General features: G+C 59.4%; 11 protein-coding genes and 1 pseudogene. 6 read left to right on the forward strand and 6 right to left on the reverse strand.

Features of this window, described 5'->3' with window-relative positions:
- The first annotated feature begins 87 nt into the window (after positions 1–87).
- The 4 genes from N6H05_RS26180 (at position 88) to N6H05_RS26195 (ending at position 5,168) form a co-directional block, all read left to right on the forward strand.
- Positions 88–855 (forward strand): SDR family NAD(P)-dependent oxidoreductase, encoded by a 768-nt coding sequence (locus N6H05_RS26180; RefSeq protein ID WP_284114488.1) that lies wholly within the window; start codon positions 88–90, stop codon positions 853–855.
- Positions 856–910: 55 nt separating this feature from the next.
- Positions 911–2,083, forward strand: coding sequence for an acetyl-CoA C-acyltransferase (locus tag N6H05_RS26185; RefSeq protein WP_284114489.1), 1,173 nt, complete (start codon positions 911–913; stop codon positions 2,081–2,083).
- 169 nt (positions 2,084–2,252) lie between these two features.
- On the forward strand, positions 2,253–4,187 hold the full coding sequence (gene acs / locus N6H05_RS26190; protein WP_284114490.1) for an acetate--CoA ligase: 1,935 nt from the start codon (positions 2,253–2,255) through the stop codon (positions 4,185–4,187).
- A 210-nt stretch (positions 4,188–4,397) separates the two neighbouring features.
- Complete coding sequence (locus N6H05_RS26195; RefSeq protein ID WP_284114491.1) at positions 4,398–5,168, forward strand: tyrosine-protein phosphatase; 771 nt, start codon at positions 4,398–4,400, stop codon at positions 5,166–5,168.
- A gap of 202 nt (positions 5,169–5,370) precedes the next feature.
- Here N6H05_RS26195 and N6H05_RS26200 read toward each other — a convergent pair whose 3' ends face one another.
- From N6H05_RS26200 to N6H05_RS26210, 3 genes are read right to left on the reverse strand one after another with little or no spacing between them, the layout of a single operon-like run.
- Positions 5,371–6,240 (reverse strand): 3-hydroxybutyryl-CoA dehydrogenase, encoded by an 870-nt coding sequence (locus tag N6H05_RS26200; protein ID WP_333885294.1) that lies wholly within the window; start codon positions 6,238–6,240, stop codon positions 5,371–5,373.
- A 37-nt stretch (positions 6,241–6,277) separates the two neighbouring features.
- Positions 6,278–7,459, reverse strand: coding sequence for a beta-ketothiolase BktB (gene bktB / locus N6H05_RS26205; RefSeq protein WP_284114493.1), 1,182 nt, complete (start codon positions 7,457–7,459; stop codon positions 6,278–6,280).
- 32 nt (positions 7,460–7,491) lie between these two features.
- A complete protein-coding gene (locus N6H05_RS26210; protein WP_284114494.1) occupies positions 7,492–9,213 on the reverse strand; it encodes an acyl-CoA dehydrogenase family protein in 1,722 nt (573 codons plus the stop codon).
- A 101-nt stretch (positions 9,214–9,314) separates the two neighbouring features.
- Between N6H05_RS26210 and N6H05_RS26215 the strand changes: the two genes are divergently transcribed.
- Positions 9,315–9,956: a TetR-like C-terminal domain-containing protein gene (locus N6H05_RS26215; RefSeq protein WP_284114495.1), complete on the forward strand. Its 642-nt coding sequence runs from the start codon at positions 9,315–9,317 to the stop codon at positions 9,954–9,956.
- A gap of 351 nt (positions 9,957–10,307) precedes the next feature.
- On the opposite strand, the gene N6H05_RS26220 is transcribed toward N6H05_RS26215, so the two are convergent.
- Positions 10,308–10,658, reverse strand: a complete 351-nt coding sequence (locus tag N6H05_RS26220; RefSeq protein WP_284114496.1) for an ArsR/SmtB family transcription factor — start codon at positions 10,656–10,658, stop codon at positions 10,308–10,310.
- 113 nt (positions 10,659–10,771) lie between these two features.
- Here N6H05_RS26220 and N6H05_RS26225 point away from each other — a divergent pair, with 113 nt between their 5' ends.
- Entirely contained in the window at positions 10,772–11,518 is a 747-nt protein-coding gene (locus N6H05_RS26225; protein ID WP_284114501.1) for a glucose 1-dehydrogenase, read from the forward strand.
- A 51-nt stretch (positions 11,519–11,569) separates the two neighbouring features.
- Here N6H05_RS26225 and N6H05_RS26230 read toward each other — a convergent pair.
- Positions 11,570–11,851: pseudogene (locus N6H05_RS26230) on the reverse strand (SDR family NAD(P)-dependent oxidoreductase); the annotation flags it as partial.
- A gap of 60 nt (positions 11,852–11,911) precedes the next feature.
- A complete protein-coding gene (locus N6H05_RS26235; protein ID WP_014072601.1) occupies positions 11,912–14,881 on the reverse strand; it encodes a Tn3 family transposase in 2,970 nt (989 codons plus the stop codon).
- Positions 14,882–14,934 lie beyond the last annotated feature (53 nt).

Consider the following 14,934-nt stretch of genomic DNA (forward strand, 5'->3'; position numbering starts at 1 on the left):
GCCATGAAGCATGATCCGATCCGGCAGATTGGATCATGCTTCCGGCCAGTTCAACAACATGACCATGAGATCATAGGAGTATCGAGTATGACCGACAGGCTGAAAGGCAAGGTTGCCGTTATTTCCGGCGGCGCATCGGGGATCGGCGCGGCGACGGCTCGACTGTTCGTGGCAGAGGGCGCGCGCGTGATCGTCGCTGATCTGCAGGAACCGCTCGATACTGCGCTGGCGGATCTGCTCGTTTCGAATCCCGAGGCGGCAAAGTTCAGGCGTTGCGACGTTTCCGTCGAAGCGGACGTCGTTGCTGCCATCGACGACGCCGTCGCGACATGGGGTCGGCTGGACACAACTGTTGCGTGCGCCGGCGTACCGGGACAGGGCGCGGCGGCGGATATTACCGCTGACCATTGGGACAGGACCTTCGCCATCAATGCGCGCGGCGTATTCCTGTTCACGAAGTACGCGATCCCCCACATGATCAAAGCTGGCGGCGGATCGATCATCATTATCTCGTCAGCTTTCGGAATTGTCGGCGGACCTCATTTCGCCGCCTATGCCGCCTCGAAGGGCGCAGTTCGCAATTTTTCTAAAGCAACCGCGATCGACTATGTCGGACACGGTATTCGGTCGAACTCTGTTCATCCAGGCTATATCGACACCCCCATGGTTCAGAACATCGTCAACAACGCCCCTGACACCGGCGCCGCGCAGTCGATGTTCAATGCCCTTCAACCGGGGGGACGTGGCGGCGTGCCAGAAGACATTGCCTGGGGCTGCGTCTATTTGGCCTCGGATGAAGCCCGTTTCGTGACGGGAACGGAACTTGTTATCGATGGCGGCCTGCTGGCGCGATAGCGGTCGGCGCTGCATCCGACAATTCGCGACCATTTCCTGAAAGAAAGACCTCCCCATGCGTGATGCCGTCATCGTTTCCACGGCCCGGACACCGATCGGTCGTGCCTATCGTGGCGCATTCAACGCCACCCCCTCCCCAACACTGGCAGCGCACGCGATCCGCGCCGCAGTCGCACGGTCGGGCCTCAGTCCCGACGAAGTAGACGATGTCATCCTGGGTTGCTCGCTGCCGCAAGGCGTGCAGCAGACGATCGGTAGGACGGCAGCACTGCGCGCGGGCCTGCCCGTATCGGTATCGGGTATGACAATGGATCGGCAATGTTCATCGGGCCTGATGACGATCGCGACGGCGGCCAAGCAGGTCATCGTGGATCGGATGGACGCTGTTGTGGCAGGAGGGGTCGAATCGATCTCGATGGTGCAGACCCCGGCGCTGCGTTCCGACACCGACCCCGAACTGCTCGCCATGATGCCCGACATCTATATGCCGATGCTCCAGACTGCGGAGATTGTGGCAAGCCGCTACGGCATTTCCCGAGACCGGCAGGATGCCTACGCGCTCCAGTCACAACAACGCACCGCCGCAGCGCAGGCGGCGGGCGCGTTCGATGACGAGATCATATCCGTGACAGCGACGATGGCGGTCGCCGACAAGGCCACCGGCGTGACCTCGCACAGGGAGGTGACGCTCACGCGCGACGAGGGCAATCGGCCGGAAACGACGGCGGAAGGCCTGGCCAGTCTGAAGCCAGTCGTCGAGGGCGGCGTGATTACCGCAGGGAACGCATCGCAATTTTCCGATGGCGCGTCGGCTTGTGTCATCATGACCAGCGACCTTGCCGCAGCCCGCGGGCTGATGCCGCTTGGCCGCTATGTCGGCATGGCGGTCGCGGGCACTGAACCCGACGAAATGGGGATCGGTCCTGTCTTCGCCATACCTAAACTGTTGTCTCGTTTCGGCCTGAGCATGGCCGACATTGGCCTGTGGGAGTTGAACGAGGCGTTTGCGGTCCAGGTGCTCTATTGCCAGGATGTGCTCGGCATTCCTGACGAGATACTCAACGTCAATGGTGGAGCAATTTCGATCGGCCATCCTTACGGCATGTCCGGAGCGCGCATGACTGGCCATGCCCTGATCGAAGGACGCAGGCGCGGTGCAAAATATGTCGTCGTCACGATGTGCGTTGGTGGCGGAATGGGCGCGGCCGGGCTTTTCGAGGTACTCTGAGAACATTATCTCAGCACGCTCTCCGCCTTGGCAGCGATCGCTATTTAGCGACCGAAACCCCTTGGGGGATAAGGCTATCTTCACTGTCGCCGATAGCCCGACGGGCAGACTGAAATAAGCTCGTCGCTGAGTAAACAAGGCGTTGGGACATCGTTGATCGGAGCCGTGAATGACCGATATATATCCAGTGCCACCGGACTGGGCCATGCACACGCGCACGAATGCCGAACAATATGCGGCATCCTACGATCGCTCTTTGAACGACGCGGACAAGTTTTGGTTGGAAGAGGCGGCGCGGCTCGACTGGATAGTACCCCCGACCAGAGCGAGTGAAAGCTCGTTTCACGCCGCTGACTTCGGCGTAAAGTGGTTCGCCGATGGCCTTCTTAACGTTTCGGTCAACTGCATCGATCGCCATCTCAGGCTACACGCCGATCGCGTCGCAATCATCTGGGAACCCGATATCCCGAGCGAAGAGCCGCGCCATTATACTTATCAGCAACTACATGACGAGGTGTGCCGCCTCGCCAATGTTCTGAAGAAGCAGGGCGTGCAGAAGGGCGATCGCGTCACCATCTACCTGCCCATGATACCCGAGGCGGCGTTTGCGCTGCTCGCCTGCGCGCGCATCGGCGCGATCCATTCGGTGGTGTTCGGGGGCTTCTCCCCCGATGCGCTTGCCGGTCGGATCACTGATTGCGATTCCAGGCTTGTAATTACCGCCGATTACGGCCGCCGCGGCGGCAAGCTGGTGCCGCTCAAAGCCAATGTCGATGAGGCGGCTAAGCAGTGTCTTAGTCTCACGTCGGTGATCGTGATCCAGGCGACTGGCGACGACGTGACGATGCAGCCAGGCCGCGACATTTGGTATCATGAAGCAGCAGTTGAGGTTCCCGCAACCTGCGATCCCGAGCCGATGAATGCCGAGGACCCGCTGTTCATCCTCTACACATCGGGGTCGACCGGCAAGCCCAAGGGGGTGCTACACACGTCGGGTGGCTATTTGCTCTGGGCGAGTCTGACCCATGATGTTTGTTTTAATTACCAGCCCAAAGAGGTGTTCTGGTGCGCCGCCGATGTCGGCTGGGTCACCGGCCACACCTATATCGTCTATGGCCCGCTCGCCAATGCGGCGACCACGCTGATGTTCGAAGGTGTGCCGACCTGGCCCGACGCGAGCCGCATCTGGCAGGTGGTCGATCGCCATCAGGTCACCACTCTCTTTACCGCGCCCACCGCGTTGCGCGCGCTGATGAAGGAAGGCGACGATTATGTCGCAACAACCTCGCGCAGGTCGCTCAAGCTGCTCGGCTCGGTTGGCGAGCCTATCAATCCGGAGGCATGGCGCTGGTATCATGAGGTCGTCGGCGAAAGCCGCTGCCCGATCATAGACATGTGGTGGCAGACCGAGACCGGCGGCGGCATGATCTCTCCCTTGCCGGGCGCCACCGCGCTCAAGCCGGGATCGGCGACGAAGCCATTTTTCGGCGTCGCGCCGCAGTTGGTCGATGCTGATGGCAAGGTGCTGGAGGGTGCGACCGAGGGCAACCTCGTTATCACGCGGAGCTGGCCGGGGCAGATGCGCACTGTTTGGGGCGATCATGACCGCTTCTTTCAGACCTATTTCGCGACCTATCCCGGTACATATTTCACCGGCGACGGCTGCCGCCGTGATGAGGACGGCTATTACTGGATCACTGGCCGGGTCGATGACGTCATCAACGTCTCTGGCCACCGCATGGGCACTGCCGAGGTCGAATCCGCGCTCGTCCTCCATGCAAAAGTCGCGGAAGCTGCGGTGGTCGGCTTTCCGCATGCCATCAAAGGGCAGGGCATCTACGCCTATGTCACGCTGAACGCTGGCGAAGATTCGAGCGAACCGTTGCGTAGGGAATTGCGCGACTGGGTCCGCACAGAGATTGGCCCGATCGCGACGCCCGATGCGATCCAGTTCACACCCGGCCTGCCTAAAACGCGATCGGGCAAGATCATGCGCCGCATCCTGCGTAAGATCGCAGAAGGGGACGTCTCGTCGCTCGGTGACACCTCGACGTTGGCGGATCCGGCGGTGGTCGAAAGTCTTATCGCCGATCGAATGAGCTGATACCAATGCTTCCTTTGATCCTTTGTGATATGCTTCCTATGTTTGAAACCATCATGATCTTGACCGCAATTAACCCGGCAAGCGTCACAATCGCATATAATGCATGTCGCAAACATCTGCTCATCCCGCCTGCGCGCAAGATAATCGTTTCGCCCGCGTTGAGTCGGCTAAAGCCGCGGACAGGGTTTTTGCGATAGTGATCGAGCGATCGTGACCATCTCCGAAATTGCCCGCTTCTCGCGCATTCTTCCTGTCGAAGGCGGACTGAACCTCCGCGACATGGGGGGATATGTTGCAGCTGAGGGTCGCCGCGTTAAGACCGGCGTTATTTACCGCTCCGGGCAAATGGCGAACCTGAGTCCAGCAGGGGCAGCGCACATGGCTGCGCTTGGGATTCGAAGCATCGTTGACTTTCGCCGCCAGTCTGAATGCGCGGCTCAACCCACCGCATGGCACCTCGGCACCGGCACCGACTATTGGTCATCGGCCCAGGACGTGCTTAGCGGTGAGTTAGATGGCGTGGTGAGAAGCAATGCGGCAACGGCGGACGCGATGCGTACAGCCATGTTACGGCTATACCGCGACCTGCCACATAAGCACGTCGGCAGTTACAGGCATATGTTTAGCCGACTTGCCGGGGGGCATGTGCCGCTCCTTTTTAATTGCGCCGCAGGCAAGGATCGCACCGGGGTTGCAGCGGCCTTGATCCTTCATGCCCTTGGCGCTTCCCGCGACATGATCTTCGCCGACTATCTCTTGACCAACGATGCCGACTTATCTTCCCTTATTGGGTCCAAGGGCCGGTTCAGTCGCTTACCAGATGCTGTCCGAGAAGCGCTTTTGATTGCCGATGCCGGGTATCTCGAGGCGCTTTTCAGCGAACTTGAGACCGCGTTCGGAGGTGTCGATGCATATCTCACGCACGCATTAGGCGTTGATGCTACGATGCGTACCGAGTTACGGGACGTCCTGCTCGAATAAGCACATCACCGTCCTTTTCGGCTTGAGTATGCAGGAACTTTGACGTCAGCGATCATTCTGTATTCGTTGCCCTCCATCTACGTCACACCATCGCTACCCCGACTCTGCGTTGGAAGGTTTTTATTCTACGGAATATGCGACGCGAAAGGCTCCGCTAGCATCCGCGCTCGCGGATATTACTTATGATGAGCATCCTGTAATATCATCGCGTCGGTACCGGCTCGCCAGACGTGTAATCATAGAAGCCGCGCCCGCTTTTCCGGCCATACCAACCTGCTTCTACATATTTCACCAGCAATGGCGCAGGGCGGTATTTGGGGTCGCCAAAGCCCTCCTGCATAACGCGCATGATGGCGAGGAGCGTATCCAGGCCGACAAAATCCGCTAGCGTGAGCGGCCCCATCGGGTGATTTGCACCGAGTTTCATGCCCTGGTCGATGTCGCGTACAGACCCGATGCCTTCGCCTAGAGCGAAAATCGCTTCGTTCAAAAGCGGACACAATATCCGGTTTACGAGGAACGAGGGTGAGTCCTGAGCCTCGATCATCGTCTTGCCAATCGCAGCGACGAATTCACTTGCGATCTGCATAGTCGCATCTCCGGTCGCCAGCCCACGGATCACCTCAACCAGCCCCATCATCGGCACCGGATTGAAGAAGTGCAAGCCGATGAAGCGATCCGGCCGATCTGTCATAGCTGCCAATCTGGTGATCGAGATAGACGACGTGTTGGTAGCAAGGACGCTGTCCTGAGCCAATTTCGGACAGAGATCGGCAAAGATTTTCGTCTTCAGCGCCTCATTCTCGGTCGCCGCTTCGATCACGAGCGCTGCATCCGCGAACCGGTCGGTATCAACGGTCAAGACGATGCGATCGAGCGAAGAAACCATCTCCGCGTCTGTGAGTATGCCCTTGGCAACCTGCCGCGCCAAATTATTTGCGATCGATGCCTTGCCTCTCTCCGCGCGGTCCATCGCCACTTCTGAGAGGATCACGTCGTAGCCTGCTACCGCCGCGACGTGCGCGATGCCGCTGCCCATCAATCCGCCGCCAATTACGCCAATGGTTTGCATGGTCACCTCTTGCTCCCTGAAATCATGTGATGGCCGATCAGGCCCGTTCCAGCACCAGCGCTATGCCCTGCCCCCCGCCGATGCACATGGTGACGAGCGCGTAGCGCCCTCCGGTACGCTGTAACTCGTACATCGCCTTTACCGTGATGATCGCACCCGTCGCACCGACCGGATGGCCCAGTGCAATGCCGGAACCGTTGGGATTAACCTTAGCCGGATCATAGCCAAGTTCATTGGCTACGGCACAAGCCTGCGCAGCGAATGCCTCGTTGGATTCGATCACGTCGATTTGGTCGAGTGTCAGGCCCGCGCGCTCAAGAGCGATCGGCACTGCCTGGACCGGCCCGATCCCCATGATGTCTGGATCCACACCTGCATGACCCCAGCCAAGGATCTTGGCAATCGGGGTCAAATTTCGCGCGCTGATCATCGTCTCCGAGGCGAGCAGGACGGCAGCGGCACCGTCGTTGATACCCGAGGAATTTCCGGCGGTAACCGAGCCGTCCTTTCGGAACGCTGGCTTAAGTCCAGCAAGCGAGTCCGCAGTAGTCTCGATCCTGACATGCTCATCCGTTGCGAACGTGACGGTGCCCTTCCCACTCTTGACTTCGACCGGCAGGATTTGCTCAGAGAAACGTCCTTCGGCGATAGCAACACTGGCGCGCCGATGACTTTGCGCGGCCATCGCGTCTTGCTGCTCGCGGGAGACCCCGTAGCGTTCCGCAACATTTTCAGCGGTTACGCCCATATGGAACCCCCCGAAGGGATCAGTCAGCGACTCTACCATGGCGTCGATCAGGCGGCCGTCGCCCATGCGCTGGCCCCAGCGGCCACTGGTTAAAATATGTGGGGACCGACTCATGCTTTCCGCGCCGCCGGCGATGGCGACGTCATATTCGCCCAGTGCGATCCCCCGTGCCGCTGTGATGATCGCCTCTACCGAGGATCCGCATAGGCGATTGAGAGTGAGTGCGGGTGTCGAGGTCGGAATCCCGGCGTTCACAGCGATCACGCGGGCCAGATAAGCATCCTTCGGCTCGGATGGTATCACCTGACCTATCACGACATGCTGGACGTCGGCAGGAACAAGACCTGAGCGCCGGACGGCTTCGGCGACAACTTGGCGACCAAGTTCCGCAGGCGAGACGCCCTTCAATGCGCCGCCAAAGTCGCCGATGGCGGTACGGACGCCGGAAACGAGGAAGATCGGCTGTGTCATGGTGTTGCACTCACTTGCTGGAAAGGACGGATTCAGGCCGCGAACTGGTCTTCGCTAATGGCGTACAGCGGAGCGGCGCCCGCCGTTGCCGCGCTGAGCAGCGCGCCCGCCTGCGGCAGGATCTGCGTGATGAAGAAGCTGGCCGTCGCTATCTTGGTGCGTAGAAACGGAAGATTGTCGGCGGTGCCGCCGGCAATCCGCTCGCAGGCGATACGAGCCTGCCGGGCCAGGAGATACCCGCCCATCAGGATGCCAAACATCCGCAGATAGGGCGATGCTCCCGCCGTCACATCCTGCGCGTCGCTCTGATCAAGCATCCATTTGGTTGCATGCGTAAGCGCGGACAGCGCCGCCTCCAGCGGCGCTTGCAGTGCGGCCGTTTCGGGTGTCGCCCCGGCAAGGTCTATCTCGGTTGCTATCTCGGCGAATAGCGCCTCCCAGCGGCCCTGGCGCAGTTTGCGCCCAACCAGATCCATCGCCTGGATGCCATTGGTCCCTTCGTATATCGGTGCTATCCGGGCATCTCGGAAATGCTGCGCAGCGCCAGTCTCCTCGATAAAGCCCATACCTCCAAAGACCTGTATGCCCAGGCTCGCTACCTCGACGCCCATGTCGGTCGCATAGGCCTTGGTGACAGGCGTCAGAAGATCGGCCAGCATCTGTGCTTGGGCGTCGCCGGAATGCCCGCGATCGACGGCTGCGGCATTGAAATAGGCCAGCGCCCGAATGGCCTCGGTCGTAGCGCGCATCGTCAGGATCATCCGGCGGACATCGGGATAGTCGATGATGCGCAAACCCTGAACACGCTCGCGGGCGTAGCCGAGAGCCGCCTGATAGGCGCGCTCGGCGATACCGACCCCTTGCAATCCCACATTGATCCGCGCGTGATTCATCATCGTGAACATCGCACGCATACCGCCATTCTCGGCGCCAACCATATAGCCGACGCAGCCGTCCGCATCCCCGAAACTCATCGTGCAGGTCGGAGACGCATGGATGCCAAGCTTGTGTTCGATGGAAACACACCGCAAGTCGTTGCGCACGCCGTCCTCCAGAAATTTGGGAACAAGGAACAGCGAGATCCCCTTGGTTCCGGCCGGAGAACCGGGGGTGCGAGCCAGCACGAGATGGACAATGTTTTCAGCCAGATCATGTTCGCCCCAGGTGATGAAGATCTTGCTGCCCTTGATTCGCCAAGTGCCGTCGGCAGCAGGTTCAGCGCGGGTCCTAAGAGCGCCGACGTCAGATCCAGCTTGCGGCTCAGTCAGGTTCATCGTGCCCGTCCACTCGCCCGACACCAGCTTCGTCAGATAAAGGGCGTTCAGATCGTCAGAGGCATGCGACTGAAGCGCCTCAATCGCGCCAAGGGTCAGCATCATGTTTAGCGCGAAGGCCATGTTCGCCGCAGTCAGTTGTTCCTGCACGGCCAAAGCCAGGACGAAAGGCAAGCCCTGACCGCCCCATCGCGGATCTGAGCCTAGCGAACCCCAGCCTCCGGCAACATATTGGCGAAAGGCCGAAGCATAGCCGTCGGGCAGCGACACTTCCCCATTGCGCCACACAGAACCCTCAATGTCCCCTATTTTGTTGAGGGGTGCAAACACCTGTTCAGCCAGCTTCGCGGACTCATCGAGTACGGCTTCAATCAGTTCCGGAGTGGCAGCGGTGAAGGCTGGCAGACTCGCGATGCCCTCAATATTGGCAATCGTTTCGAGAACAAATAGCTGCTCGACGAGGGGTACGCGGAAGGACATTCTAAAGCTCCAGAACGATTCGGCAACAATGGGTCACTAGGTAACGATGTTTCTAAAGATTGGAATTATCAAGTCTGGTGTGATTGTGCAATGACGCGACCATGACAAAATTCGCACAGCCGGGCCGGCGCATCGACATTGGGAGAGACCGCGACGCCTTCCGCCTGCACGTCCGCGAGACGGTTTTGGTAGCTGCGGCGTCGATTCTGCGTAATGACGGTCCCGCCGCCCTGACGTTGCGCCGTGTCGCGCAAGACGTCGGCGCATCCACAAAGGTTATCTACACCACGTTCGGCGGCAAAGATGGTTTGTTCGATGCCCTATATCTGCGCAGCTATGCGGGATTGCAGGCGGCAATGGAAATGGCTTCATCTGCTCAAGATACCGAGACAAGGCTGCGGTCCATATGCGATGCTTATCGGGACTATGCCTTGGCCGAACCTGGATTTTACAACGTAATGTACGGGGATCTAGGGCGATCCTGGCAGGCCCCCCCGGAAAGTCGGGCACAAGCTGGGCAGACTTTTCGAATCCTTCGAGAGGCGGTCGCCGCGATGCGACCATCCTGCCCTTCAGACAACGTGATTCAAATAACAAGACAGCTTTGGGCAGCCATGCACGGCCTTGTAAGCTTACAAATGCGTGGCCTGCTATCTGACGAAGAGGATTTTGACACCCTTTTCCACGATACGGTTGCAGTGATTTACAATGGTTCGCTTTCGGGTGGTAAGACGGAGATCTAATGGGTCGATGAATTGCTGAATGATCCATCAACCGAGTGCATTCAGCACTAAATTGGACCCTAGGCATTCGACAAACGACCAAGGCTACTGGAAATGCCAGCCCATTCGAAAACGTCCTACCTGCCCCAGCCTATCACAGGTTTCGACGAGTGCCTTCTGCGCCATGAGCCCCCCATCCCGCTGGTCAGCTCAACCGCAGGGATCATCTCTCCACGTCTTCCGTAGTAGCAACCAAGGAATTTCACGAATACGCCGGTTTCGCCGCGCTTGAGCTGCTTGACGCCAAGCCGATGGCAAATGCAGTGCCGCTATACAAAAGCCGCTGCGACAACATGGGTCAGCCTCCCAATGCTATTCGCTCGACACCGCACTTTCGGAATCGACGCCTGCATAAGCGTTGATGATCGCGCCGATCAGGCCGGGGAAACGCGCATTCACCTCGGCGAAGCGCGAATGATTGCGCATCTCGATACCATGGCGCTCGCTACGGATCAGCCCGGCCTCCCGCAACACCTTGAAATGATTCGATAGCGACGATTTCGGAATGACCCGGTCGCCCAGCGCCGCTACATTTGAACAAGCTTCGACGACGCCGGTCGTCAGAATCTTCGCAAGAATGGCGGCACGGTTAGGGTCGGACAAGGCGTGCAGTATCGCCTGGGGTTCTACGTCTTCGATCGCGGGGTGGAAAAATGGTCTCATCCTCTCTCCCCTAGCAGACATTGACGCGCAGTTCCATAGTTCCTATATTCGGAACTATGGAACTGCGGCTATCGAGCAGTGGCCATCCTCGCTTAGACTCAAGGATAACAGAAATGACGAAATTAGCAGGTAAAGTGGCCATCGTAACCGGCGCATCAAAAGGCATTGGCGCCGGGATCGCCAAGGCGCTGGCGGCGGACGGCGCCTCTGTCGTCGTCAACTATGCGTCGAGCAAGGAGGGCGCGGATACGGTCGTTGCAGCGATTGTCGCGGCAGGTGGAAAAGCTATCGCAATCCAGGGCGACGTCTCGATCGCAGCCGAGGCGCAGGGCCTGATAGAAGCAGCCGTAACCGAATTCGGGCGGCTCGACATTCTGGTCAACAATTCGGGCGTCTGGGATGTCGCGCCGGTCGAGTTGTTTACCGAGGCACAATATCGGCGGCTGTTCGACGTCAACGTGTTCGGCACCTTCCTGACGACGCAGGCGGCCATCAAGCATCTTCAGGATGGCGGCAGCATCGTCAACATCTCGTCTTCGATCACGACATTGCGAACGCCGGGCACGGCGCTCTACACCGCCACAAAGGCTGCGGTGAACGCCATATCGGGCGTGTTGATGAAGGAACTCGCACCGCGCGGCATTCGCGTCAACGTCGTCAGTCCGGGCTTTGTCGTAACCGAGGGAACAAAAGCTGCCGGAATCGCGGGTTCTCAGATGGAAGCGGGCATTGTGTCGCAAACGCCGCTGGGCCGCGCTGGCACGCCTGATGACATTGGCCGCGTGGTCGCGTTCCTTGCTTCTGACGATGCGCGCTTCGTGACGGGAGAGGAACTCTTTGCAAGCGGCGGCCTGCGCTGACACCAATGTCCGGGCGCGGGGGCAACATACCCCCGCGCCCGCACGGCTCTTTCATCGTGCGCCGTCGATGACCATACCGCCATCGGGTGTGAGCGTGTAGCCAGTCAGGTATCGCGCATCCTCACTGGCCAAGAACAGGACGACCGGGGCAATATCCGCTTCAGGCGATCCATAACGACCGAGCGCATTAGTGGGCGGTGGCACATCGACATCGCCCCATGTCTCGGCCACGGGCTGGACATTGTTGACGGTGATGCCGTCCGCGCCCCATTCGCGCGCTGCGGTACGGGTCAGTGCCCGCGTCGCTTCCTTTGCCATGTTGTAAGGCGCATAGGCGTCACCTCAAGGTTTGTTCGCCAGACAACGATTTCTCGGACATAAGCGGAACATGGGCTACGCTACACGCTTCAACCGCGCCATTGGCTCGTTGAGTGGGTGGAATTCACCTGCTGGAAGTCGCCTGGCCTGCTCCCAGAGGTAATCGCCGGTCAGACTGATGTGCGCCCAGCCCATCGGAGAAAGGTGCGCAAGCAGTGCCGCATCGAACGTCGTGCCGACAGCGTTGAGGTGCTGGGCGGCCCGGTCGAGATAGACCGTGTTCCAGTAGGAAATCGCCGCAATCAGCAGGTTCAGCCCAGATGCGCGAAATTCCTGATTTTCCAGCGAGCGATCGGTGAACCGACCCTGCCGGTTGGTATAGATGGCGGCGGCAAGCGTGTGCCTCGCCTCGCCTTTGTTGAGACCGGCCTGACAGGCACGTCGCAGTTCCGGTTGTTCAAGCCAATCGAGCGTGAACAAAGTGCGCTCGATACGGCCCAGTTCAGCCAATGCAAAATCCAGCCTGTTCTGGCGTTTGTAGGCGGCAAGTTTTCGCAAGATTACTGACGGCGCCACCGTGCCATCCTTGATTGAGGCGACAATCCTGACGATGTCATCCCAATCGGCCTCGATCGCTGCCGTTTTGATGGTGCGGCCCATCAGATTTTCGATGCCCTTGTATGTCGATGGCGCAGCGATCGAACCCAGCTTGCGGTCGCCAATATCGCGCAGCCGGGGCGCGAAGCGGAACCCGAGTAGGTGGCAGAGTGCGAAAACATGATCGGTGGCGCCGCCGGTATCGGTATAGTGCTCATGCAACGGAAGGTTGCCGGCGCCCAGGACAAGCCCGTCGAGCACGTAAGGCGCTTCACCTGCCGTCGCGGACATGATCCGTGATCCGAATGATGCGAAGTGATCGGAAAGGTGAGAATAGATTTTCACGCCAGGTTCGGCGCCATATTTGGCATTGACGTCCGCCGCCCCTGAACGGCTCCGCCCCGACCGGAAGAACTGGCCATCGGACGACGAACTGGTGCCAGCGCCCCAATGCCGCGCGAAGGGTAATTCGTGATGGGCTGAGATGATCATGGCCAGCGCGGCCTGATAGTTCTCGGGTGAAAGATACCAGTTGTGGGTCCATGCGAGTTGGGCATAGCTGACGCCTTCGCTGGCATTGGCCATCCGCTCCAGCCCGAGGTTGGTGCCATCAGCCAGAATTGCGGCGAGTACCGTGCTGGGGTTGTCGTGCTCCTTGCCTGAGCGCAGGTCACGGAATGCGTTCAAAAAACCAGTGCGTTCGGCGACTTCAAGCAGCAGCTCGGTGATGCGCACGCGGGGAAGCAGGGTATCGAGCTTGCGATCGAGGGCTTCAGCTTCCGGTGGGGTGACAGGCGGCATTTGCTGAAGCTTGAGCCGGTCTCGTTCGAGCGACACTCCCTCAAGCTTGTTTGTTTTCAACTGCTTGGCAAATCGGCGCAGCCGCCAGTCAAGATTTCGTGCCCGGTCAGCGAGGTAGGATGCAGCATTTGAATCGAACGGAAGCACATCCGCCACTTTGGCGGCGTCGCGCCGACCCAGCAAATAGGCATCGAAGCGCTGATAGTTGCGGGTTCCCTCGATCCATACATCACCGGCGCGCAAACGATCACGCAAGGTTGCCATGATCGCAATTTCATAACGTCGGCGGTCGATACGGCCGCTTTCGGTGATGAGACGCTTCCACTGCCGATTGGGGAATGGCAGTGGAACGCCATCGGGAAGGTCGCGCGACTTTCGTGTGTTCGCATCGCGAATGACATCGATGGCTTTGATCAGTGCCGTCCCTGTTCCAGACGCCTTGAAGGTGAAGGCGTCCAGAAATGCCGGGCTGAAACGCCGTAGCGTGGCGTAACGCTCGGTTGCCGTTACCAGTGCGTCCTCGCCGGCAAGATCAGCAAGGGCATCTACTTGGGCCTTTGCCGCAACAAGCCGGTGCCAGCCCACCGCTTCGTCAATCAATTCGAGCGGATCGCCGCCATTCTGGACAGCCTCATCAAGTGCTGTAATCGTGGCGCCAAACAGCCGCATGAGTTGCCCCACCGACTGAATACTATCTTGGTAGCGACGCTCGCGCCCACGCCGCGCGCGCGTGAACATGCCGCCGATAAGTCGGTCAAACATTTGGATCGCGGCATCGGCAAGTCTGGCCTCAAGGTCGATCACTGCGGCCGTCAACGTCGCCCGCCTGCGATTGACGCTGTAATCCGAAAGCAGGAATGCCGGTGCCACGCCGCCCTCGCGGACAAATTGGGCAAAGCGGAATTCCGGAATGGCGCCCCCAACTACCGGGTGGATACCTATGCCGCGAACATAGCGCAGGCGCTCAAGCAAGCCATTGATATTGGCCGCAGTCGGGGCTTCTTCGAAATTACGCAACCACGCCAGCGGTGTCATGCCGAAATCCGGGTTGTTGATTACGAGTTCGTCTAGCCGTGTCAGTTCAGCAGAGCTGAGGCCTTCGACGATTGCGGCTGCGGCAGCTTTGCGTGCGCGTGCCCGGCCAGCAAGACCGGCGCGTTCCAGTGTGTCGCCTGACGGAAGAATGAACCGCTCACCCTTCAGGCCAACCATGAGGGCGCGAACAATCGGTTCACCTCTGTCTGTATACTCGGCGGCTTGCGCGGCAAGATTCAGGGCAAGTGCCAGGTCGCCGCGTCGAAACGGGCGTATGCCAAGATAACGCGCCACGAGATCGGCATGATCGGTACGGGTTTGCGCGCGCTGACCATATGCAGAGAAGGAGGAAGGATCGACGAATAACTGTGCCGCGAGGTACTGAAGAATGACGTCGGGAAGCCCGATCTCGGGTTGCAGACCAAAGCCGGGATGTCGCATCAAAGCGATTTGTGCAGCCAGACCGAGGCGATTTGCTGGACCATAGCGGCGCCCAACCAATTCAACATCTTCCGCAGAAAGGGTATAATGCCCAATGATCGCGGTTTCTTGGACAGGAGGATCGAACAGGCGCCGGCGCTCGTCTCCGGTCAGAAGTCGGCGTCGTGCCATTTTGCTCTCCCGCTGAGGCGAATAACAAAATTGACACCAAAGCGGCTTGCACT

The sequence above is a fragment of the Sphingobium sp. WTD-1 genome (assembly GCF_030128825.1).
Taxonomy (GTDB): domain Bacteria; phylum Pseudomonadota; class Alphaproteobacteria; order Sphingomonadales; family Sphingomonadaceae; genus Sphingobium.

Bases quoted from the DNA above. Each gene is read 5' to 3' on its own strand.
- N6H05_RS26180 (WP_284114488.1), top strand. From the start codon at position 88: ATGACCGACAGGCTGAAAGGCAAGGTTGCCGTTATTTCCGGCGGCGCA.
- N6H05_RS26185 (WP_284114489.1), top strand. From the start codon at position 911: ATGCGTGATGCCGTCATCGTTTCCACGGCCCGGACACCGATCGGTCGT.
- acs (WP_284114490.1), top strand. From the start codon at position 2,253: ATGACCGATATATATCCAGTGCCACCGGACTGGGCCATGCACACGCGC.
- N6H05_RS26200 (WP_333885294.1), bottom strand. From the start codon at position 6,240: ATGCAAACCATTGGCGTAATTGGCGGCGGATTGATGGGCAGCGGCATC.
- bktB (WP_284114493.1), bottom strand. From the start codon at position 7,459: ATGACACAGCCGATCTTCCTCGTTTCCGGCGTCCGTACCGCCATCGGC.
- N6H05_RS26210 (WP_284114494.1), bottom strand. From the start codon at position 9,213: ATGTCCTTCCGCGTACCCCTCGTCGAGCAGCTATTTGTTCTCGAAACG.
- N6H05_RS26215 (WP_284114495.1), top strand. From the start codon at position 9,315: ATGACAAAATTCGCACAGCCGGGCCGGCGCATCGACATTGGGAGAGAC.
- N6H05_RS26220 (WP_284114496.1), bottom strand. From the start codon at position 10,658: ATGAGACCATTTTTCCACCCCGCGATCGAAGACGTAGAACCCCAGGCG.
- N6H05_RS26225 (WP_284114501.1), top strand. From the start codon at position 10,772: ATGACGAAATTAGCAGGTAAAGTGGCCATCGTAACCGGCGCATCAAAA.
- N6H05_RS26235 (WP_014072601.1), bottom strand. From the start codon at position 14,881: ATGGCACGACGCCGACTTCTGACCGGAGACGAGCGCCGGCGCCTGTTC.